18 protein-coding genes and 1 other annotated feature are annotated in these 20,766 nt (G+C 68.2%); of the genes, 9 read left to right on the forward strand and 9 right to left on the reverse strand.

Going from position 1 to position 20,766, the window contains the following annotated elements; genetic code table 11:
- A complete protein-coding gene (locus ACLNGM_RS18740; protein WP_416356098.1) occupies positions 1-2,562 on the forward strand; it encodes a ligase-associated DNA damage response DEXH box helicase in 2,562 nt (853 codons plus the stop codon).
- Here the strand turns inward: ACLNGM_RS18740 and ACLNGM_RS18745 are convergent.
- The 3 genes from ACLNGM_RS18745 to ACLNGM_RS18755 form a co-directional block, all read right to left on the reverse strand.
- Positions 2,550-3,497 carry a Brp/Blh family beta-carotene 15,15'-dioxygenase gene (locus ACLNGM_RS18745; RefSeq protein WP_416356099.1) on the reverse strand — a complete coding sequence of 316 codons (948 nt, stop codon included), beginning with the start codon at positions 3,495-3,497 and terminating at the stop codon, positions 2,550-2,552. The two genes, ACLNGM_RS18740 and ACLNGM_RS18745, sit on opposite strands and share 13 nt — an antisense overlap.
- A gap of 17 nt (positions 3,498-3,514) precedes the next feature.
- On the reverse strand, positions 3,515-4,222 hold the full coding sequence (locus ACLNGM_RS18750; RefSeq protein ID WP_416356100.1) for a bacteriorhodopsin: 708 nt from the start codon (positions 4,220-4,222) through the stop codon (positions 3,515-3,517).
- A 159-nt stretch (positions 4,223-4,381) separates the two neighbouring features.
- Positions 4,382-5,866 carry a SulP family inorganic anion transporter gene (locus ACLNGM_RS18755; RefSeq protein ID WP_416356101.1) on the reverse strand — a complete coding sequence of 495 codons (1,485 nt, stop codon included), beginning with the start codon at positions 5,864-5,866 and terminating at the stop codon, positions 4,382-4,384.
- Positions 5,867-5,941: 75 nt separating this feature from the next.
- Positions 5,942-5,994: a sequence feature (sul1 is cis-regulatory element that is thought to sense ions involved in sulfur or methionine metabolism; They are found in Alphaproteobacteria), on the reverse strand.
- 127 nt (positions 5,995-6,121) lie between these two features.
- Between ACLNGM_RS18755 and pdeM the strand changes: the two genes are divergently transcribed.
- Positions 6,122-6,841 (forward strand): ligase-associated DNA damage response endonuclease PdeM, encoded by a 720-nt coding sequence (gene pdeM / locus ACLNGM_RS18760; protein WP_416356102.1) that lies wholly within the window; start codon positions 6,122-6,124, stop codon positions 6,839-6,841.
- A 3-nt stretch (positions 6,842-6,844) separates the two neighbouring features.
- Here pdeM and ACLNGM_RS18765 read toward each other — a convergent pair whose 3' ends face one another.
- The 4 genes from ACLNGM_RS18765 to ACLNGM_RS18780 all read right to left on the reverse strand — a co-directional run bounded on the left by ACLNGM_RS18765 (position 6,845) and on the right by ACLNGM_RS18780 (position 13,078).
- On the reverse strand, positions 6,845-7,339 hold the full coding sequence (locus ACLNGM_RS18765) for a DUF3429 domain-containing protein (protein WP_416356103.1): 495 nt from the start codon (positions 7,337-7,339) through the stop codon (positions 6,845-6,847).
- Positions 7,340-7,345: 6 nt separating this feature from the next.
- Positions 7,346-8,122, reverse strand: a complete 777-nt coding sequence (locus ACLNGM_RS18770; RefSeq protein WP_416356104.1) for a TIGR02186 family protein — start codon at positions 8,120-8,122, stop codon at positions 7,346-7,348.
- A gap of 17 nt (positions 8,123-8,139) precedes the next feature.
- Positions 8,140-9,072, reverse strand: a complete 933-nt coding sequence (locus ACLNGM_RS18775) for a sulfite exporter TauE/SafE family protein (RefSeq protein ID WP_416356105.1) — start codon at positions 9,070-9,072, stop codon at positions 8,140-8,142.
- A 97-nt stretch (positions 9,073-9,169) separates the two neighbouring features.
- Complete coding sequence (locus ACLNGM_RS18780; RefSeq protein ID WP_416356106.1) at positions 9,170-13,078, reverse strand: peptidoglycan-binding protein; 3,909 nt, start codon at positions 13,076-13,078, stop codon at positions 9,170-9,172.
- Between the two features lie 270 nt (positions 13,079-13,348).
- Between ACLNGM_RS18780 and ACLNGM_RS18785 the strand changes: the two genes are divergently transcribed.
- Positions 13,349-13,831 (forward strand): MerR family transcriptional regulator, encoded by a 483-nt coding sequence (locus ACLNGM_RS18785; protein ID WP_416356107.1) that lies wholly within the window; start codon positions 13,349-13,351, stop codon positions 13,829-13,831.
- A gap of 172 nt (positions 13,832-14,003) precedes the next feature.
- On the forward strand, positions 14,004-14,210 hold the full coding sequence (locus tag ACLNGM_RS18790) for a hypothetical protein (protein WP_055888443.1): 207 nt from the start codon (positions 14,004-14,006) through the stop codon (positions 14,208-14,210).
- A gap of 114 nt (positions 14,211-14,324) precedes the next feature.
- On the opposite strand, the gene ACLNGM_RS18795 is transcribed toward ACLNGM_RS18790, so the two are convergent.
- Together ACLNGM_RS18795 and ACLNGM_RS18800 are read right to left on the reverse strand one after the other, a co-directional pair.
- The gene (locus ACLNGM_RS18795; protein WP_416356108.1) at positions 14,325-15,203 is read right to left on the reverse strand and encodes a 50S ribosomal protein L11 methyltransferase; all 879 of its coding nucleotides are present in this window, start codon (positions 15,201-15,203) and stop codon (positions 14,325-14,327) included.
- Between the two features lie 49 nt (positions 15,204-15,252).
- The gene (locus tag ACLNGM_RS18800) at positions 15,253-15,876 is read right to left on the reverse strand and encodes an SCO family protein (RefSeq protein WP_416356109.1); all 624 of its coding nucleotides are present in this window, start codon (positions 15,874-15,876) and stop codon (positions 15,253-15,255) included.
- Positions 15,877-15,959: 83 nt separating this feature from the next.
- Between ACLNGM_RS18800 and ACLNGM_RS18805 the strand changes: the two genes are divergently transcribed.
- The 5 genes from ACLNGM_RS18805 to ACLNGM_RS18825 all read left to right on the forward strand — a co-directional run bounded on the left by ACLNGM_RS18805 (position 15,960) and on the right by ACLNGM_RS18825 (position 20,736).
- Positions 15,960-16,613, forward strand: a complete 654-nt coding sequence (locus tag ACLNGM_RS18805; RefSeq protein ID WP_416358488.1) for an antibiotic acetyltransferase — start codon at positions 15,960-15,962, stop codon at positions 16,611-16,613.
- 84 nt (positions 16,614-16,697) lie between these two features.
- Positions 16,698-17,708 (forward strand): glycosyltransferase family 2 protein, encoded by a 1,011-nt coding sequence (locus ACLNGM_RS18810; RefSeq protein WP_416356110.1) that lies wholly within the window; start codon positions 16,698-16,700, stop codon positions 17,706-17,708.
- A 5-nt stretch (positions 17,709-17,713) separates the two neighbouring features.
- Positions 17,714-18,112, forward strand: a complete 399-nt coding sequence (locus ACLNGM_RS18815; RefSeq protein ID WP_416358489.1) for a GtrA family protein — start codon at positions 17,714-17,716, stop codon at positions 18,110-18,112.
- A 93-nt stretch (positions 18,113-18,205) separates the two neighbouring features.
- Positions 18,206-19,603, forward strand: a complete 1,398-nt coding sequence (locus ACLNGM_RS18820) for a hypothetical protein (RefSeq protein ID WP_416356111.1) — start codon at positions 18,206-18,208, stop codon at positions 19,601-19,603.
- Positions 19,604-19,737: 134 nt separating this feature from the next.
- Positions 19,738-20,736 (forward strand): Tim44 domain-containing protein, encoded by a 999-nt coding sequence (locus ACLNGM_RS18825; RefSeq protein ID WP_416356112.1) that lies wholly within the window; start codon positions 19,738-19,740, stop codon positions 20,734-20,736.
- Positions 20,737-20,766 lie beyond the last annotated feature (30 nt).

Here is a 20,766-nt window from a genome sequence, read left to right on the forward strand (position 1 = left end):
GTGACAGCGCCGCTCTCCACACCGCCCCGCGACCTGCCCGGCTTCGACCTGCCGGAGGCGTTCCTGCGTTGGTTCGCGCAAAAGGGCTGGTCGCCGCGCCCGCACCAGCTCGATCTCCTCCAGCGCGCCGAGAACGGCGCCTCGGTGCTCCTGATCGCGCCGACGGGCGCCGGCAAGACGCTGGCGGGCTTCCTGCCGGCGCTGGTCGATCTCTCGCGGCGGCGCAAGCGCCGGCCGGGCACGCGGCCGCCCGGCATCCACACGCTCTACATCTCGCCGCTGAAGGCGCTCGCCACCGACATTCGACGCAACCTCGAAAAGCCGGTCGACGAGATCGGCCTGTCGATTTCCCTCGAGGCGCGCACCGGCGACACATCACAGGCCAAGCGCCAGCGCCAGAAGCTGAAGCCGCCTGACATCATGCTGACGACGCCCGAGCAGCTGGCGCTGCTGATCTCGGCGCCGGACGCGGACAGCTTCTTCTCCGACCTTCGCTACGTGATATTCGACGAGCTGCATTCGCTCGTCGCCTCCAAGCGCGGCCATCTCCTGGCGCTCGGCCTTGCGCGTCTCAGGCGCCTCCGCCCCGCGATCCAGACGATCGGCCTGTCCGCGACCGTCACCGACCCGGACGAGCTGCGCGAATGGCTGGTCGCGCAGGGGCCGGACGCCGCGCCGATGGCCGATCTCATCGTCGTCGACGGCGGCGCCAAGCCCGAGATCACCATCCTGAAATCGCGCGAGCGCGTGCCCTGGCAGGGGCACATGGCGCGCTACGCGATGCCGGAGATCTACGAGGCGATCAAGCAGCACCGCACGACGCTGCTCTTCGTCAACACGCGCTCCCAGGCCGAACTCCTGTTCCAGGAGCTCTGGCGCATCAACGAGGAGACGCTGCCGATCGCGCTTCACCACGGCTCGCTCGACGTGGCGCAGCGCCGCCGCGTCGAGGCGGCGATGGCGGCCAACGAGCTGCGCGCCGTGGTCGCGACCTCGACGCTCGACCTCGGCATCGACTGGGGCGACGTCGATCTCGTCGTGCATGTCGGCGCGCCGAAGGGCGCCTCCCGCCTTGCCCAGCGGATCGGCCGCGCCAACCATCGGATGGACGAGCCGTCGCGCGCCATCCTCGTGCCGGCCAACCGCTTCGAGGTGATGGAGTGCCAAGCGGCGCTCGATGCCAACTATCTCGGCGCGCAGGACTCGCCGCCGATGCGCGAGGGCTGCCTCGACGTGCTGGCGCAGCACGTCCTCGGCATGGCTTGCGCCGCGCCCTTCCGCTCCGAGGACCTCTATGCCGAGGTCGTCACCGCTTCCCCCTATCGCGATCTCGACCGCGACACGTTCGACCGCATCGTCGATTTCGTCGCGACCGGCGGCTATTCGCTCCGCGTCTACGACCGCTATGCCAAGATCCGCCTGACCGAGGACGGAACGTGGCGCGTGACGCACCCGTCCGTGGTGCAGGGCTATCGGATGAACGCCGGCACGATCATCGAGTCGGAAGCGCTCCTCGTGCGCCTCATCCGCGCCAAGACGAAGAGCGGCATGGCGCGCGGCGGGCCGGTGCTCGGCAAGATCGAGGAGAACTTCCTCGAGACGCTGGCCATCGGGGACACGTTCCTGTTCTCCGGCCAGGTGCTGAAGTTCGAAGGCATTCACGAGATGGAATGCCTCGTCACCAAGACGCGGGACGACGAGGCGAAGGTCCCCTATTACGGCGGCCAGAAGTTTCCGCTGACCACCTTCCTCGCGGCCAAGGTGCGCGAGATGCTGGCCGACCCGACGCAATGGGGCGCCCTGCCCTCCCAGGTCGGCGAGTGGCTGGCGATCCAGAAGCGCAAGTCCGCGATCCCCGGACCGAACGACCTCCTGATCGAGACCTTTCCGAACGGCAACCGCTTCTTCATGGTGGCCTATCCGTTCGAGGGCCGCCTCGCGCACCAGACGCTCGGCATGCTCCTGACGCGCCGGCTCGAGCGCGCGCGCGCCAAGCCGCTCGGCTTCGTCGCCACCGACTACGCCCTCTCGATCTGGGGACGCGCCGACATGGGCGAGATGATAGGATCGGGCAAGCTATCGCTGGAAGACCTCTTCGACGAGGACATGCTGGGCGACGACCTGGAAGCGTGGATGGCCGACAGCTGGCTCCTGAAGCGGACCTTCCGCCAGTGCGCCGTGATCGCGGGCCTCGTGATGAAGCGCCAGCCGGGACGCGAGAAGACCGGGCGGCAGATGACGGTCTCGTCGGACCTCGTCTACGACGTCCTGCGGGCGCACGAGCCCGACCATATCCTCCTGCGGGCAACCTGGGCGGACGCGGCGACCGGCCTTCTCGACGTCAAGCGCGTGTCGGACCTCCTCGCTCGTATCAAGCGCCACATCCTGCACAAGGACCTCGAGGAGATCTCGCCGCTCGCCGTGCCGATCATGCTGGAAGCCGGGCGCGAGCGCATCGAGGGCGAGGCCCGCGACGACCTCCTCGCCGAGGCGATGGAGGAGGAGCTGATCATCAAGGCGCTCGGCGAAGTGAAGGACTTCCGCTCGAACTACCTGCGCTGAGGCGACGCGCCGCCGGCCGTGCCGTCCCGGGTGAACAGCGGTGTCACCAGCATGTGCGGCACGGTGAGCGCTGCAAGGCCGATGAAGATCGAGCCGAGAGCCGGCGCCGGGCTCTGCGACAGCCAGAGGGCCAATCCCGCGAAGAAGACGGCCGCGCCAAGAAGCGTCGGCGCGCAGGCGCGCAGATACGAAGACAAGGTCGGCAGGCCGAGCCGCTGCATTCTCTCACGTGTCTCGCCGTGGCTGTGAATCAAGGCGAAGACGAGAGCGAAGCCGACCAGCGGGGAGAAGACGATCAACGCCATGGCGCCGAGCGCGATCTCCGCCGCGCCTTCGCGATCGCGATGCCGGACCCGAGAGAAAGCGGCACCGACCGCAGCAAGGAGGATCAGCGGCGCGAGCCATCCGGCGAGGCGCGCGAGGGTGATCCCGTCCTGCGGCGTCGACAGCAGTCCGAACAACTGCGCGAGCGCATCCTCGTGCAGGAGCGCCGGCAGTGTGATCGGCATCAGGCCGCGTGCGAACCGTTCCACCACGCGATTCCGCCAGGATCGGGCGTCGACGTCGTCGATCGCGAAATGCGCCGCCGACAGAAGCAGGAAGGCGGCGAGCGCGACACCCGGCGAAGCTTGCCAGAAGGCGAGCATTGCCCCGGCCGCACCGAGATAGGCCGCGAGGAACCACGCCAGACGCCCAAGTTGAGGTCGAAGCGGCTCGCCGCGCAGCGCCAGGAGATGGTCGCTCGCCCCGTGCGGCAGTCCGACGGCTAGGATCAGGACGGCCGCGAAGGCGAGAGGCGCCGAACCTCTCGCCCCGTCGGCTGCTAAGGCGAGGGCGGCAAAGCCTGCCGCAGCGACGAGACGCCCGGACACGGCCGGGCCGGCTGCGGCCCCCACCGGTCCAGATGCGACCGGCTTGTCGGCGACGAGCGTCATCCACCGTCCCCCGGTCGTCAGGCCAGACGCCGCGCCTCGCGGCGCTCCAGCTCCGGCTCGGCCGTCTTCAGCCGCTCGCCCACGAGGAAGCCGTAGCCGACCTTGGCCGCGACATCGAGAACGAGGATCGCCCAGACGCTGGCGGCCGACGAGATCGTGCCGAAGCCCTCGGGTCCGAGCGCGAACACCACCGGGTAGGCCAGCCAGACGACCGAGAGCTGCAGCGCGTTCTGGCGATAGACCTTGTCGAGGTCGCCGCCGTAGTTGGCGGAGCGCTCGCGCAGCGGGCCCCAGAGAAGGTAGTAGACGCCCGCGAACGCCGCACAGGACCACAGGAACCAGATCAGGCGGGTCGTGCCGTCGAGGCTGATGGCCGACAGAAGACCGGCGAGGATCATCAGCGCATCGAGGCCGATGATGGCGGTGAGGTAGCCGCCCTGACGCGGGTGCTCATGCAGGGCCAGCGCCACGAGGCCGGCCAGAAGGAGTGGCGTCGTGAAGATCCAGTCCACGTAGCGCGGCAGGTAGACCAGGGCACCATCGCCGCGATCCCAGACGAAATTGCCGAGATACATCGCGAGATAGGCGGTCGCAGCGATGAACGGGACGAGCGCGTGGATCTGCGTGTGATGGCGGATCGCATTGGACTTCGAGCCCGTCGCGTAGATGGCGAGGGAGCCGACCGACATCGCGACGAAGCCGATCAACAGGGCGGTGCTTTCCATGATCACGAAACCTTGAGGAGCGAAGGTTCTGTGCGAACACGGAGGCGTTACCGAAGTTCCGCCCTTACGGAAGGTTTAGTCGTCGCAGGCATTTCCGGGACCATTCGGAAGCACTGGAAGCGAAGCGACGCGGTGAATTTCCGCGTCGCCTCGTCGTCCTCAGTGGCCCGCCGGCAGCTCCAGTGCGTCGGCCCGGTTCTGGATCGTCAGCTTGTCGACGATCGTCTGCGAGGCCGCGTTGAGGCCGACGACTTCGACGGCAACGCCGGCCTTTCGGAATTTCAGGACCGCCTTGTCCAAGGCACCGACGCCGGTGAGGTCCCAGATATGGGCGCGGCTGACGTCGATCGTGACATGCGACAGCGGCTCTCGGAAATCGAAGCTTTCCAGGAAGCGCCCGGCCGAGGCGAAGAAGACCTGTCCCTCGACGACATAGGTCCGTGCGCGCCCGTCGTTCGACGCGACGCTGGTGACCGCGAAGATCTGGGCGATCTTGGACGCGAAGAAAAGGCCCGACAGGAGCACGCCCGCAAACACGCCGAGCGCGAGATTGTGGGTCCAGACCACGATCACGACCACCGTCAGCATCACGACGGAGGAGCGACGCGGATGCGTGATGAGGCTCTTCAGCGAAGCCCAGTCGAACGTGCCGATCGAGACCATGATCATGATGGCGACGAGCGCCGGCATCGGGATCACGGCGACCCAGTTGCCGAGCACGACGATCAGGAAGAGGAGCGCGACGCCGGCGAAGGCGCAGGACAGACGCCCGCGCCCGCCCGAGCGGATGTTGATGCCGGACTGGCCGATCATCGCGCAGCCCGCCATGCCGCCGAAGAAGCCGGTGACGAAGTTGGCGATGCCCTGCCCGAAGCATTCGCGATTCTTGTCCGAGCCGGTGTCGGTGAGATCGTCGACGACCTGGGCGGTCATCAGCGACTCCAGAAGCCCGACCAGTGCGATCGCCACCGAATAGGGCAGGATGATCTGCAACGTCTCGAGATTGAAGGGCACGTCGGGCAGGAAGAAGCTCGGGAAGCTCGACGGAAGCTGGCCCATGTCGCCGACCGTGCGCACGTCGATGCCGAAGGCGAGGACCACGGCCGTGATCGCGACGATCGCCACCAGCGGTGACGGGATCGCCTTGGTCACATACGGGAAGAGGTAGATGATGGCGAGCGCGGCGGCGACCAGAACGTAGGTCATGTCGGGAACGCCGATCAGCTCGGGCATCTGGGCCAGAAAGATCAGGATCGCCAATGCGTTGACGAAGCCGGTCATCACCGAGCGCGAGACGAAGCGCATGAGGTCGCCGAGCCGGAGAAACCCGGCCGCCATCTGCACGAGGCCCGCCAGCACCGTCGCGGCGAAGAGGTATTGCAGCCCGTGGTCGCGCACCAGCGTGACCATGAGGACGGCGGTCGCCGCGGTGGCGGCCGAGATCATGCCGGGCCGGCCGCCGAAGATGGCGGTCAGGACGGCGATGGAGAACGAGGCGTAGAGCCCCACCTGCGGGTCGACGCCCGCGATGATGGAGAAGGCGATCGCCTCGGGGATCAGCGCGAGCGCCACTACGAGGCCGGACAGGAGATCGCCACGGACATTGCCGAGCCATTCGGCCCGGAGGTTATCAGTCGAAAACATGAGTGGAAACAACGAGGATCTCGGCGACGTCGGAAGCCCTGAAAGGCTCGATCGCGAGGAGTCTGGACGTCGCTGGATTGGCCGAGGGATAGGCGCCCGGCATAGCCACCCGGCGCGCCGGGTCCATTGTGCGATGTCTTAATGTCTTGCACCGGCGCCGGAATCAAGTGCCGATCGTCGCACCGCCTTGCCTTCGCCGCCATTTATCGATTCCAAGAACGCTTCAGGAACATGGACGACCCGGACGCAGAACGCATGAACATGATCCATCGCCGGATGCGGCAGGGCGAAGCGCCGGGGTTCGAGACGGTGCTGAACGGCGGCGACGTCGTGTGCGACCCCTCCGGCGTCCTCTATGCGCCGGCCGAGCGGCTGATGGTCGTCTCCGACCTCCATCTCGAAAAGGGCGCGGCCTTTGCCCGGCGCGGCATGTTCCTGCCGCCCTACGACACACAGGCGACGCTCCTGCTGCTCGAGGCCGCGCTCGACCGCTACCAGCCGCACGTCGTCGTGGCGCTCGGCGATAGCTTCCACGACCGGCACGGCGCGGGCCTGATGCCAGACGAGCCGCGCACCCGCCTTAAGGCCGCGATGGCCGGCCGCGACTGGATCTGGATCGAGGGCAACCATGATCCGGAGCCGCCTGCCGGTCTTGGTGGGTTCTGCGCCGAGGAGGTCTCGATCGGGCCCTGGCATTTCCGACATGAGCCGACGCCGGGGGCACGGGCCGGCGAGGTCGCCGGCCATCTGCATCCGTCCGCGCGCGTCAGCGGCAACGGTCGCAGCGTGCGAGGGCCGTGCTTTGCGAGCGACGGCGCGCGCATGGTGATGCCGTCCTTCGGCGTGACGACGGGCGGGCTGAACGTCCTCAGCGCGCCGTTCGCCGGCCTGTTCCGGCCCGAGACGGCGCGCGCCTACGTGATCGGCGCGGCGCGGATCTATCCGATCCCCTTCGCCTCGCTGAGCCGTGGCTGAGCCTCAGTAGGCCAGCGGCTGCGCCGAGGCATAGGCGGTGATCGCCAGCGCGACGACGGCACCGACGGTGAGCACGATGCGCAGCGGCGCGAACCAAGGCGTCGTGATGCGCCCGGCGCGGATTGCCGCGACGTCCCAGACCCCCTGCACGGCGAAGGCGACCGCCAGCCCGACGAAGGACCACGGCGAGGGAAGCAGCGTGCAGACCCAGGCGAAGATCGCCGGGATGACGGACTGCGCCAGCGTCGTCGGGCTCTGGCGGCCTGGCTCGTTCAGCGCCGCGCCCCAGCGGATGCCGCCGAGGAAGGACAGGATCACCGCGCCGTAGGAGAGGACCACGAAGGGCAGATCGGGAAGTGGGATGACCTCGGACCCCGTCACGATCATCCAGGCGCCGACGAAGAAGGGCACCAAGCCGCCGAGGCCGAGAATCCAGGCCGCGCGGACCATCTGCTCGGCCCGGCTGCGCGGCAGGGCGGAGGAAGCGTCGTCGTGCATTTTCGATCAGTCCCGTTTGAAGACAAGCCGGCCGAACCAGCCGGTGAACACCGCCACCCCGACGGCGAGCAGCCCATAGAAGAAGCCGTTCGTCGCGGCGAAGCGGGATATCTGGCTCTCGACGCCCGTCTTGACCACCCAGAGATCCTCCGATCTCTCTCGCACGAAGATCCCTTCGCGAAACAGGATCGCGCGCGCGACGTGGCGACCGACCGGCAGATCGGCCGGCAGCTGGAGATTGGCGCGAAACAGGGTCGCGCTGACGAACTCGATCCCGCCCGATGTCTGGCCGTAAAGCGCCGACTGCTCGCCGAGCCGCTTCACCGCGTCGGAAAATTCCGCCTTGCGCTCGGGGCGCACGGTGCGAAGGCTTGGCGCGTCGAACTCGAGGTTCTCGACGCCGATATCGAGCTGGCGCAGCGTTACCGCCGGGGCGATGTCGCGCAGCGGCCGCGTCGAGACCAGCGAGTAGGAACTCGGCACGCCGTTGAAGCGCTCGGCCGCGCGGTTGATCCAGAGGCCGAGCGTTCGCTCCTTCTCGCGCACCACGATGTCGCGGCGCGGACCTTCCAGGATCACCACGATGTCGTAGCGCCCCTGGCGCACGAGGCGCTGATCGGCATTGTCCAGCGCGCCGAAGACGACGAGGCGCGAGCCGCCGAAGTTGGTGCCGACGGAGATGGTCTCGGTGGACAGGCCGATCTCGAACGTCTCGGCGAGGGGTGCCGGGTTGTCCTGCGCCAGCGCCGCAGCCGGCAGCAGGAGAACGAGCGCCGCGGCCATGAGGCTCCGCCGCGCCCTCACCCGCTCTCTCCGCTCGGCAGCGTGATGGAATAGGGCTCGGAGGGCGGCACGACGAGTTCGACCAGAAGCCGGCCGGCGACTGCAAGGACGAGGAGCGCGAGGAGCGCCCGCAGTTGCTCGCCGCGAAGCTTGCGGCCAGCCTCGGCGCCGAACTGCGCCCCGACCACGCCACCCAGCATCAGGAGGAAGGCAAGCACCACGTCCACCGTCTCGTTGGTGGCAGCCTGCAACACGGTGGTGGCGGCTGCCGTCACCATGATCTGGACGAGCGAGGTGCCGATCACGACGCTCGTCGGCACGCGCAGGAGATAGATCATCGCCGGCACCATGATGAAGCCGCCGCCGACGCCCATCACCGATCCAAGGAGGCCGATGATGAAGCCGAGGCCGAGCACCGGCACCAGCGAGACGTAGAGCTTCGACCGCTTGAAGCGGGTCTTGAACGGCAGGCGGTGGACCCAGCTGTGGTGGCCGGAGCGCCGCAGCACCTCGCCCGAACCGCCGCTGCGCACCCGGCGCATGGCGCGCAGGCTCTCGTTCATCATCAGGATGCCGACCGTGCCGAGCATCACGACGTAGAGCATGGAGACCGCGAGATCGAGCTGGCCGATCCGGCGCAGGAGCGTGTAGACGCCGACGCCCACCACCGATCCGACGACGCCCCCGCCGATCAGCATGGCGGCGAGCTTCAGGTCGACGGTGCCGCGCTTGTAGTGCGCGAGCGCCCCGGAGAACGACGCGGCGATCACCTGGTTGGCGCCGGTGGCGACGGCGACCGCGGGGGGGATGTTGTAGAAGATGAGGAGCGGCGTGATCAGGAAGCCGCCGCCCACCCCGAACATGCCCGACAGGAAGCCGACGGCCGCGCCCATCCCGACGATGACGAAGACGTTGACGGTGATCTCGGCGATCGGGAGATAGAATGTCACGCGCGCGGTTCCGCCAAGCCGATCCACCGGAACGGAAAAGGGGTCCGGACCTCTTGGCCCGAACCCCTCCCCCAAGTCAAACGCGAAGCGCCGGGTCTCAGGCGTCCTTGCGCTCCAGAAGCGCGCGGATCAGCGGCTCGTCGACCTTGCCGGTCGCCTCGAGGCCGGCCTTGCCCTGGAACTGGCGGATCGCCGCTTCGGTCCGGGCGCCGACCTTGCCGTCCGGCTGGCCGGGATCGTAGCCGAGCTTGATCAGGATCGCCTGGACGTTGCGGATGGCGCGGCTCATGTCGACCGAGGCCGTACGGCCGGCGGTCTCGGACCAGTCGTCCGGGATCTCGACCGTGTTGGCGGTCTCGACGCGCGGCTGCGCGCTCCAGCTGGCGATTTCGGTGTCGAGCGCCTGACGCTGCTCGGGCGACATGGTCTTGCCGACCTCCTGCATCTTGGCGGCGGCGTCCTTGTCGCCCGCCGATGCCACGATGCCGAACCAGCGGTAGGACTTGGCGAGGTCCTGCTCGACGCCGGCGCCGCGGGCAAACAGGATGCCGAGGTTGTACTGGCTGTCGCGCATGCCGTGGTCGGCGGCCTGGATGAACCACTTGGCGGCGTTCGCCGGCTCCGACTTGCCGTCGATCCCGGTGGCATAGAGCACCGCGAGGTTGTGCATGGCGCGCACATTGCCCTGCTCGGCGGCCAGGAGATACCAGTCGCGGGCCGTGGCCGCGTTGCGCTCGACCCCGTTGCCCTTCTCGTAGAGCGTGCCGAGGCTGTACTGCGCAGGCGCGAAGCCACGCGTCGCGGACTGGGCGAACCAGGCGAGCGCCGCTGCGGGATCGCTCGGCGCGTTGCGCCCTTCCATCACGCGCAGGCCGATCTCGAAAAGGGCCTTCGGGTCCTCGGCGCTGACTGCCTTGGCGAGCGCCTCGGACGCGATGCCTTGGGGCAGCGCGGGCATGGCGCCACGGGCCGCTTCGGGAAGCTGCTGGCGCACCGAGGCGAGAAGCGCGCCCGGCTCGACGGCAGCAGGCGACGCCACCGCGGTCTCGACGAGCGGCGCGGGGCTCGGCTCGGCGACCGACGTCTGCGAGGGGACATCGACCATGTCCGGACGAGCCGGCGCGGTTTCCGCGAAGCCCTGCGGGATCGCCGGGGCGGCGGGAGCCTCCGCGACGGCGGGACCGGTTTCCGTCATCGACGGCATCTCGGCAGGCATGGGCTGGCGAGCGAGGGCGGCGACATCCACCGGCTCGGACGATGCCGCGGATGTCTCGGGCACGGCGACCGGTGCGGGTGCGGCGGCAACGGTGGCGGTCTCGCCGAGACCGACAGCGGCCTCCTGCTTCGGCGACAGACGATCGATGCCGAACGGCACGGCCATCAGGGCAAGCAGCACGGCGCCGACGCCCATGAGGATCGGCTTGCGGCGGCTGGCGGCCGGCTTGCCGACCAGATCCTCGCCGCGCTCCTCACGCTCGCGCAGGGCTTCCGCCTCGGCGGCGGCGGCCATGGCTGCCTTGCGGGCGGCGGCGATGAAGTCTGCCTTCGCCATCGGCTCGGGCGCCGGCTCCTCGCCGCGCTGCTGCTGGCGGACGCGCTCGATGAGGGCGGCGATGTCCGGCGCGCCGGAGCCCGGCTCCAGCGGGCGGTTGGCCTCGCGGGAGATCAGGCTGTCGGCCGGATCAAGCTCGGGCGCTTCGAGAACCGCAGCCTTCGGCTCGTCGGCCTCCGACGACGGAGCGTCGACAAGGGACGGCTCCTCGACGATCGGGGTCGGGCGGATGCGCTCGGCAAGGCTCGGCACGGCGCTGGGGTCGGCCTTCGTGCGCGCACTCCGGCGGCCGATATGGCGCTGGAGGGCAGCGCGCAGTCCCTTGGGCTCCTCGTCCGCTGCCGCGTCGGCCGCGCTTGCGCGCTCGGCGAACACCGGGACGTCCGGCGCCGGGGCGATCTCGGCGGCCGGCGGCGTCACCGCCACCGGAGCCTCGACGATGGCCACGGGCTCGATCGTGGCGGGACGCAGCATCGGGGCCGCCGCACGCTCGACCGGGTGGCCGCGCATTTCCTGCTCGATCAGCGTCAGGCGCTCGACGATCTTGAGAAGCGTCGCATGGACCGCATCGAACACGCCGAAGGTGCGCTCGTCGCTCTCGCGGCAGAGGGCCTCGAGGTTGCGCATGTCCTGCGCGAGTTCCTGGACGAAGCCGCTCTCGCGGCGCGCGTCCTCGACCCTCATGCGCCGTACGGCCTCTTCGGCCGCCGCACGGGCCGCGGCGACGACGTTGTCGCGGTTCTCGTCGAGTTGGCGCTCGATCGCATCGAGACGCTGGCTGACGGCGCCGGCATCCTCCACCGACGCACCCGGCACGCCGGCCAGGATCTGCGTCATGCGGGTGATCTGCGTTTCCAGGGCGACGATGACCTCGGGGTCGACGACGCGCGCCGAAGCGGAGTCCTCGAGACGCTGTGCGATCGCCGTCAGGCGCTCTTCGAAGGCCGCCGTGTCGGCACCGCCGGTGCGGCGGAACAGGGTCTCGACGCGCTCGGCCAGCGTGTCGATCCGCTCGCCGAGATCGGACGTGGGCGCGGCCGCGCCGATGTCCTCGACGCGCTCGGCCAGCGCCGCGATCTGCGACGACAGCGCCTCGACGCCGCGCTGGTCGGCCAGCTTGTCGATCCGGCCGGTGAGGTCGGCGACGCGCGCCTCGATGCGCTCCACCGGCGCCATGTCGATCTGCGCGACCGCCGGGGCGGGCTGGCTGGCGAGCGCCGCAGCGATCTCGTCGAGGCGCTCCTCGAGAAGGGCGAAATGCGACAGGTCGGGCTCGCGCACCTCCTGCGTCAGGATCTCGATGCTCTGGGCAAGCGCGGCGACGCGCATTTCGAGCTGGTCGATCTGCAGGATTTCGGGCATGCGCATGAGCGCGTGCTCGATCTCGCGCATCCGCTCGCCGAGACGGCCGACGCCGGCCTCCAGCTCACCGATGTCGAGACGCTCGGCGAGCGCCTCGAAGCGGGCGTCCATCGCCTCCTGGCCGTTCTCGGCGACGATCGCGTCGAGCTTCTCGCGCAGGCCGTCAAGCTCGGTGCGTAGGACGTTGGCGACCGACTCCTCGGCCTGCACGCGGGCGGTATCGAGGTAACGGGCCTCGAACTCCTCCCAGCGCTGCTGGACCGCGAGCACCTGGTCTTCCGTGGCGAGCGAACGCAGCGAGGTGCGCAGGCGCTCCAGTTCGACCTTGAGGTTGCGCTTGGCTTCGGCGTCGAGCGACATGTGCTCGGAGATGCGCGTCTCGAACGCATCCCAGCGGCGCTTGACAGCCTCGAGCGACTCCTCGCGAGCCATCTGCCCGACCATCAGGGCGACCGCGTCGAGATCACCGCGCAGCGCCTCGAGCGACGCCTGGTCGGCGGTGCCGGCGGTCAGCTCGGTCAGCTGCTCCATGATCTCGAAGATCTCGGCGCCGATGCTCTCGGGCGCGTCGCGCTCGGAGATCATGCGCTTCAACTCGGCGAACGAAGTCTGGAGATCGCGGATGCGCTCGTCGGTGTCGGTGCCGATGCGGCTCTGGATGTCGCCGCGCAGAAGGGTCAGCTCGGCCGCCAGATCCTTGATCAGCGCAATCGAGGCATTCTGCATCTGCAGCTGCTCGACCTCGGCGGCGATGGTGCCGATGCGACGGCCGGCGGCAGCCCGGCGATGCGGCTCGTCCGCCTCTGAAGCCAGCACGCTTTCGACAGCGACATTGGAGACGGCGGCGGTGAGCGAGGGACGGCGGGCGCGGCGCGCCTCGGCCGCGACGCGCAGCTTCTCACCGGCCGATCGGGTCGCGGTGGTCTCCGCCGGCTCCTCGGCCGGCGCGGCCGCGGCCGTCTTGGTGGAAGACAGACGACTCAACCGCTGCTCCAGATCTTCCAGCGTCTTGCTGAGCGACGAGAACGACCCGTCCGACGCCGCCGGCGCATCCTCGGGACGCTGCCTCACCTTCGCTTCGTTCTGCCCCATGTCCCGCTCCTTCCGCCGCCCGCCGCCGCCTGCCTGCGGGCACGACCGCTCTGCCTGAGTTCACGACCGCGCGGCTTAACGAAGGGTTAAGCAGTGGTCCTCTGGTTAAGGATTTAAAAACCTAACCGGGAGCGAGGCTGGATTTGGACCCGTCGCGCCTTGTCGATCCGGCGCCTGCACCGATAAATATTTTTCATGCGGCAGGCTTACGAAATCATGGTCGCGATGAAGTACACTCGTGTGTTATGGGCGGGTGATGAGTGAGACATCATGAAACATCCGAAGTCGGACGATCCGAACGACGAGACAGAAGCCGGTCTGAGCATCGAAACCCTTCTGGGCTATGGCTCCGAGGGTTCAAGCGAGGTGGGGGACAGCTTCCGTATCGGCGATCTTGCCCGCGAGTTCGGAGTGTCGCTGCGTACCCTGAGGTTCTATGAGGACCGGGGACTCCTCCAGCCCGAGCGACAGGGCACGACGCGAATCTATTCGCGCCGCGACCGCATGCGCCTGCGGCTCGTGCTGACGGCCAAGCTTCTCGGCTTCTCGCTGACCGAGGCCAAGCAGATCATCGACGTCTACCACCAGCCGAACGGAGCGCGAAAGCAGCTCGAGGTGGCGCTCCAGCGCATGGCCGATCAGAAGGTCGTGCTTCAGGATCAAAGGCAGGAGATCGACCGGTCGCTCGAGGCGATGGAGGTCGCTCTCGACGTGGTCAGCGAACGACTGCAGAAGATGCTGGACGAGAAGTAGCAGCGTCGCGGCCGACCCGGATCAAGCCTTTCGTGAAGGAATGATGAAGATTTTGCACGAATTGCCGTGCAACTTCGACGGGGGACCTATGCGCCGGAAGGGGTAGCTGCTCATATCGCGATGCAGCATATACGTCTCAGGGAGCCCAAGAAAGCAGTCCCGAGAGGTTAGCATGTTGAACGTCCGCACCGAACGTACCGGGTCCTTCCCGACGCAGATCGGCGCCACCGCCCGCCGCCCGGGAGCCGACCGCGCCCGTCCGTCCAGCCGTTTCGCCCATGGCACCGCCCGCCCGATGTATCTGGAATCCGAGCCGACGATCCACATGATCTCGCGCCGCGGCTCGATGTTCGAGGCGAGCGCACCGCAGCGTCCCTGACCGGCGACGCGAGGCTCGCCTCACTCTCCCATGCGAATTTGAAAGGGCTCGGCAGATTGCCGGGCCCTTTGTCGTTCGAAGGCTCGCTGCGGCTTCCCGCCCCTCCCCGTCCGATCAGAGCGCTCCGGCGCGGTTGCGGCAGAGATGCAGCGTGACCCACTCGCCGCGCCGCAGCGTCTGCCGGTGGAACAGGCCCTGAATGCGGTAGGCTGACAGAACCGCATCGCGCTGCCGGTCGAGGATCCCCGACAGGACGATGTCACCGTCGTCGGAAAGATGCCGCGCCATCTGCGGGGCGAGTTGCATCAGCGGCCCGGCGAGGATGTTGGCGATCACCAGATCGAAGGGCGCCGAGCGCCGGAAGGCCGGCGAGCCGAAGCCGGTGGCCGTTGCCGTCTCAACGTAACGCGCGACGCCGTTGGCCCGTACGTTGTCGCGCGCGACGGCGATCGCGACCGGGTCGATGTCGGTCGCCAGCACCGGACGCCGCGCGAGCTTGGCGAAGGCGATCGCCAGCACGGCGCTGCCGGTGCCAAGATCCAGCGCGTTGCGCGGTCGGCGGCGACGCACCACGGTCTCGATCATCGTGAGGCAGCCGGCGGTGGTGCCATGGTGGCCGGTGCCGAAAGCCTGTCCCGCCTCGATCTCGATCGCCAGGTCGTTGGGCAGCACCTTGTGTCGATCGTGCGCCCCATGCACCAGGAAGCGCCCCGCGCGAACTGGCTTGAGCCCGGCCAGCACCTCGGCCATCCAGTCGATCTCCGGCAGGTCCTCGCGCTCCGGCTCGAAGTCGGCGAACGCTTCCCGGACGGCGTCGAGGTCCACAGTCTCGGCATCCTCGAAATAGACGGACACCTCGAAGATTTGGGCGGCCTCGTCGATCTCGGTCAGCGCGACGGGCGAGCCCTCCTCGCCGAACCGCTGGTCGAGCCGGTCGTAGAGCGCCTCGGCGGGCGCGCGCTCCGAGCGCGCATGGAAACGAACCTGACCCAACACGACCTCACTTCCCGAAATTGAACCGGCGGCCGGACCGCCCAACCCGTCACAGCGTGACGAGCCGCTCCAGCTTGCCCCGCGCGGTGTCGGGGTTCTCGCCGTAGGCGATGGTGCCGACGAAGCGCCCCGCCTTGTCGAGAAGGATCACGGATGCGGTGTGATCCATCGTGTAGTCGTCGCCCTGCGGCACCTTCTTGGAATAGGCGCCGTAGCCCTTCAGCATCGCCGCGACGTCCTCCGGCTTGCCAGTGACGGCGGTGATGTCCGGCGACAGGGCGCCGACATAGGTCTTCAGGATCTCCGGCGTGTCGCGCTCGGGATCGACCGTCACGAACACGATGCCGAGATCCTTGCCCTTCTCCTTCAGCGCCTTCTGATAGCCGCTCAGTTCATAGAGCGTCGTCGGGCAGACGTCGGGGCAATGGGTGAAGCCGAAGAACAGGGCGGTCGGGCGGCTGTGCAGCGCCGCCTCGGTGACCGGCGCACCGTTCTGGTCGACCAGCGAAAAGCTGGTGCCGAAGGGCGCGGCATCCGACACCTCCTGCATCTCGGCCCGGCCGAAGGCCCAGACGAGAACCAAAAGCGCCAGCACCGCCGCCACAAGGAACCACAGCGCGTAGCGCAGCACCGGCAGTCGGCGTCGGCTGGGGCCAGGGGTCGGATCGGTCATCGCATTGCTCCTTCGATGCGGTCTCGGATACAGGATTGATCCGCCGCATCCAAGGCCGCGGCAGAACACGGACCGAGGGCGGAATGAAGGACGGCGAGCCGGCGAGCGACGATCTGCGGTTCCGGCCCGACGAGCCGCGCATTCATCCGAGCGCCGAACTGAAGCAGACGCGTCTTGGCCGCCATTGCGACATCGGTCCGCGCGTCGTGCTGCGCGACGTCGCGATCGGCGACTACACCTATTTCGAGCGCGGCGGCGAAGCGACGCACGCCGTGATCGGCAAGTTCTGCTCGATCGCCGCGCACGTGCGCATCAACGCGCTGGAACACCCCGTCGAGCGCGTGACCACCCACAAGATCAGCTACCGGCCGAACGAGTATTTCCGCTGGCAGGGCGTCGACGAGCAGTTCCGCGAGCGTCGCCTCGCACGCCGCGTCGAGATCGGCCACGATGTCTGGATCGGCCACGGGGCGGTGATCCTGCCCGGCGTCTCGATCGGGACCGGGGCCGTGATCGGCGCGTCCGCGGTGGTCAGCCGAGACGTCGAACCCTACACGATCGTCGCCGGCGTTCCCGCCCGCGTGCTGCGAGCGCGCTTTTCGCCCGAGGTCGCGGCAGGCTTCCAAAGGCTCGCCTGGTGGGACTGGCCGAAGGAAAAGCTGTTCGAGGCTGTGGCCGACATGCAGACGCTGTCGCCCGAGGCTTTCCTAGATCGGTGGTACTCCACCGAAAGTTGAGCAAGGCCGACGAATTGCACTTGCCAACGCAACCCTCGGAATGACAAGGACACGGCATTACGCAACCTATGGTTGGTGTCGCGCGTGCCGAAGGACAGCAACGAGACCTATTGGGCGTCGCGGATCGACGAGGACGAACCTCAAGCTCCGCTCGTCTCGCTCGTGGTTCCCTGCTTCAACGAGGAGGAGGTGCTGCCGCTTTTCATCGAGCGCATGCAACCGATCCTTCGGGCCTTGCCAAGGCTGCGGCACGAGATCGTCTTCGTCAACGACGGCAGCACGGATGGAACGCTTGCCTTCCTGATCGGGCAGACGATGCGCGATCCGTCGATCCGCGTCGTCGACCTGTCGCGCAACTTCGGCAAGGAAGCGGCGCTGTCGGCGGGCCTGGCCGAGGCGCGCGGCGACGCAGTCGTTCCGTTCGACGCCGACCTGCAAGACCCGCCCGAAGTGATCCCGCGCCTCGTCGAGCGGTGGCGCGAGGGGTTCGAGGTGGTGATCGCGCGGCGCATCGACCGGTCCTGCGACGGTTTCCTGAAGCGCGAGACCGCGAACGCCTTCTATCGCCTCCACGGCCGGATGACCGACATCGACCTGCCGGAGAATGCCGGCGACTTCCGCCTGATGGACCGCCGCGTCGTCGACGCGCTGAACGCGATGCCGGAAAGCTGCCGCTTCATGAAGGGCCTGTTCGCCTGGGCCGGCTTCCGCACTGCCTGCGTCGATTATGTCCGGCAGCCAAGGGCGGCGGGCCGCAGCAAGTTCTCCGGCTGGAAGCTCTGGAACTTCGCGCTCGAAGGCATCACCAGCTTCTCGACCCTGCCGCTGCGGATCTGGACCTATGCCGGCTTCATCGTGGCGGCCGGCGCGCTGATCTACGCGATCGCCGTCGCCGTTCGTACGCTGGTCCTCGGCGTCGACGTGCCGGGCTACGCGTCGCTCACCGTCCTGATCCTCCTGTTCGGCGGCCTGCAGATGATCGGCATGGGCATGATCGGCGAGTATATCGGTCGCATCTACATGGAGTCGAAGCGCCGCCCCCTCTACTTCGTGCGCGCTCGCTTCGGCGGCGAGCCTTCGAGCGAGCGCTCGTGACGGCGATGGACCGGTCGCTTCAGCGCTTCTTCGCCTACGCGCTGGTCGGCGGCGCCGGCACGACCGCGCATTACGGCCTCTTCCTCGGCCTCCTGTCGCTCATGGCCCCGGTGCTTCTTGCTTCCTGCGCCGGATATGTTCTTGGGGCCGTCGTGAACTACTGGCTGAACCGCTCCGTCACCTTCGCCTCGCAGCGTCCGCATCGCGAGGCGGCCCCCCGATTCCTCGCCGTTGCGGCGTTCGGCCTCGTCCTCAACCTGTCGATCGTCACGCTGCTAGTCGGCTGGGCGCGCTGGCAGCCACTGTCCGCCCAGATCGCTGCGACCGCCTTCTGCCTCTTTGCCACCTACGCGCTCAACGCCCGCTGGTCTTTCGCGACGGCGATCGGCCAGTCCAAGACCTGAAGGCTCATCGTGTCTGCCCTCTCCGACTTACGCGTGCGCGGTCAGCGACTTGCAGCAAGCCATCCGCAAAGCGCGGCTGTCCTTCTGCTGGCCATGGCTCTTCCCATCGTCCTCGTTCTGGCGATGCTTGCGCTCACGCCGCTCGGCCACTGGCAGATGGACGAGCTTCTGATGATGAGGGCCTTTCGCGACAGGGGATTGTCTGCACTTTTCGGTCGGATCACGAGTTGGAGCCCCCGCCCGCTCTCGGAGACGCTGCTCTACGTCTATTCCTCCGTCGTCCACACGACCGGGCGGCAATTAACGGGCACGTTTCTCCTCTGCCTCTGGAACCTTCTGATCCTCGCCTGTCTCGTGCCGGCGGCGCTGGTCCGGACGAATGATCTCGTCGCACGCCGTGCGGCCCTGTTGGTTGCCTTGACGGTTCTCGCACTTTTCGTATGCGGGCACCCGGTGGCGGAAGTGTTCTATTGGTCGCAGGCGGCTGCGGCCTACATCCCGTCCATCGCCCTGATCGCGGCTCCCCTGCTGTGCCTCGTTTTGGCCGGGCATCGAACCGGTCGCCTCGATGGGCTGGTCGCAGGCTGCGTCTCGCTGGCGGCGATGGCCTCGGAGGTCGGCGCCTTCTTCGCGGTCGCCTTCGGCGCGGCAGGCCTTCTGCTTTCCGTCGGCGGACGCTGGCGCGACACGGGCGCACTTGCGGTGCGCCGGCGGGACGCGATGTTTCTCGCCCCGCTGCTTGCCGGCCTGACCATCCTGTTCATGCTGGCGAACGCGAGGTTCGGAAGCGAGGCCGAGATCTTCGACGCGACCATTGCGCGCCACCTCCTGCCCAGCATCGGATGGTCGCTGTCGACCTTCCCCGCCGACGCGCTGGCAATCGACCTCGGACCATCCACACCGCAAGGGTTCGCGCTCGGTCTCGTATCCCGCGCAGCGCTTCTCGTCCTTTGCGTCTTCGCCTTTTCACGCATCCCTGGCACCGAGCAATCTGGCCTGCGCCTCGTCGTCGCCTGCTTCGCGCTCGCGGCTTTGGCGAGCGCCCTGTTCTCGCTCTTCGCTGCCTATTACCAGTTCGGCGTGAACTGCTGCGAGCGTCACCAGACCATCCGTTCGCAACTGGTCGTCGTCGCGCTGGTCGCTGTCGGCTGGTTGCTCGCATGGTCTCCTTGGGCCGTGCCGCTTCGGCACCGGGGCGTTGCCTGGATGGCCGTCGCATCGGTCGTCGCGGTGGCGAGCAGTGCCGCCCATATGCCGGCCGCGATCGCCCATGACATTGCTCGATACGGCGAGATCCTGCAGGCGCGCGCAGCCAACTGGCAAGACGCGCTGTCGCCCGATCCCGAGATGAAACTGCGCCTGTCGCATCGCGGCGAAATCATCGGGAGTATTTACGCCCCCGCAGGCGATTTTCGTGACGAAGACGCAACGCCCCGGCCTCTACGGGCCATGATGCAATATTTCGGCAAGTCCCGGATCATCGCCGAATAAGCTGAACAGCTCTGCAGCTTTCGAAGTTGTGATCGTCCCGCGCCCTCATCGCTGGGGCGAATCCTTTCCAGCCCTCGACCCGGCCTCCTATATGAGACCGCAGGATAGACGGCAGACCGGAAGGAAACGACCCGATGGGCACCTCGGCCAAGACGCGCGGCCTCGCTCTCATGAGCGTACTGGCGCTGACCTTCTCGCTGGCGGCAGTCGACTATGCCGAGGCACGGCGCGGCGGCAGCTTCGGCAGCCGGGGCGCGCGCACCTATCAGTCCGCACCGGCCACCAACACCGCGCCTGCGACGGCTCCGGTCCAGCGTTCGATGACCTCGCCGAGCGCGGCCGCTCCGGCTGCCGGCGCGGCTGCGGCGGCGCGTCCGGGCGCGCGCTCGGGCCTGTTCGGCGGCGGCTTCGGTGGCGCGTTGATGCGCGGCCTCGTGATCGGTGGCCTGTTCGGCCTCCTGATGGGCACCGGCTTCGGCGGCCTGGCCGGCATGCTCGGCCTGCTGGTCCAAGCGCTGCTGATCGGTCTCGTGGTCTGGTTCGTGATCCGCCTGTTCCGTCGCCGCTCGGCAGGCCAGACGGCGATGGCCGGCGGGCGCCCGAACGAGATGGGCAATCGCTCGATGTATGAAGGCCTCGGCCAGCGCGCCCCGCAAGGGGGTCAGGCCGCCGGCGCGCGTGGCTATGCCGGCGCGCAGGCCGCCGCCGCGACCGGGGCTTCGGGCGTCGATCAGCTTCGCATCACTGCGGCCGACCTCGATATCTTCGAGAACCGCCTCCAGACGTTGCAGGACGCGTTCAGCCGCGAGGATTACGCCAAGCTGCGCGAGATCACGACGCCGGAGGTCGCCTCCTACCTGTCCGAGGAACTGGCGACCAACGCCTCAAAGGGCATCCGCGTCGAAGCGCGCGACGTGACGCTGCTGCAGGGCGACGTGGCGGAAAGCTGGAAGGAAGGCTCGCGCGAATACGCGACCGTCGCCATGCGATACTCAATGGTCGAGACCGTGCGCGACCGCGAAACGGGTGCGATCCGCGAAGGCGGCGGCGCACCGGTCGAGTCCACCGAAGTCTGGACTTTCCTGCGCGACTTCAAGGACGAGTGGAAGCTTTCGGCCATCCAGGAAGCCTGAGCCCTTCCAACACGTCATCGAACGGGGCCC

The organism is Aureimonas phyllosphaerae (assembly GCF_047943035.1).
Lineage (GTDB): Bacteria > Pseudomonadota > Alphaproteobacteria > Rhizobiales > Rhizobiaceae > Aureimonas > Aureimonas phyllosphaerae.

Bases quoted from the DNA above. Each gene is read 5' to 3' on its own strand.
- ACLNGM_RS18800 (WP_416356109.1), bottom strand. From the start codon at position 15,876: ATGACCGATCCGACCCCTGGCCCCAGCCGACGCCGACTGCCGGTGCTG.
- ACLNGM_RS18745 (WP_416356099.1), bottom strand. From the start codon at position 3,497: ATGACGCTCGTCGCCGACAAGCCGGTCGCATCTGGACCGGTGGGGGCC.
- ACLNGM_RS18755 (WP_416356101.1), bottom strand. From the start codon at position 5,866: ATGTTTTCGACTGATAACCTCCGGGCCGAATGGCTCGGCAATGTCCGT.
- pdeM (WP_416356102.1), top strand. From the start codon at position 6,122: ATGAACATGATCCATCGCCGGATGCGGCAGGGCGAAGCGCCGGGGTTC.
- ACLNGM_RS18780 (WP_416356106.1), bottom strand. From the start codon at position 13,078: ATGGGGCAGAACGAAGCGAAGGTGAGGCAGCGTCCCGAGGATGCGCCG.
- ACLNGM_RS18770 (WP_416356104.1), bottom strand. From the start codon at position 8,122: ATGGCCGCGGCGCTCGTTCTCCTGCTGCCGGCTGCGGCGCTGGCGCAG.
- ACLNGM_RS18825 (WP_416356112.1), top strand. From the start codon at position 19,738: ATGGGCACCTCGGCCAAGACGCGCGGCCTCGCTCTCATGAGCGTACTG.
- ACLNGM_RS18790 (WP_055888443.1), top strand. From the start codon at position 14,004: ATGTTGAACGTCCGCACCGAACGTACCGGGTCCTTCCCGACGCAGATC.
- ACLNGM_RS18815 (WP_416358489.1), top strand. From the start codon at position 17,714: ATGGACCGGTCGCTTCAGCGCTTCTTCGCCTACGCGCTGGTCGGCGGC.
- ACLNGM_RS18750 (WP_416356100.1), bottom strand. From the start codon at position 4,222: ATGGAAAGCACCGCCCTGTTGATCGGCTTCGTCGCGATGTCGGTCGGC.
- ACLNGM_RS18805 (WP_416358488.1), top strand. From the start codon at position 15,960: ATGAAGGACGGCGAGCCGGCGAGCGACGATCTGCGGTTCCGGCCCGAC.
- ACLNGM_RS18765 (WP_416356103.1), bottom strand. From the start codon at position 7,339: ATGCACGACGACGCTTCCTCCGCCCTGCCGCGCAGCCGGGCCGAGCAG.
- ACLNGM_RS18820 (WP_416356111.1), top strand. From the start codon at position 18,206: ATGGCTCTTCCCATCGTCCTCGTTCTGGCGATGCTTGCGCTCACGCCG.
- ACLNGM_RS18785 (WP_416356107.1), top strand. From the start codon at position 13,349: ATGAAACATCCGAAGTCGGACGATCCGAACGACGAGACAGAAGCCGGT.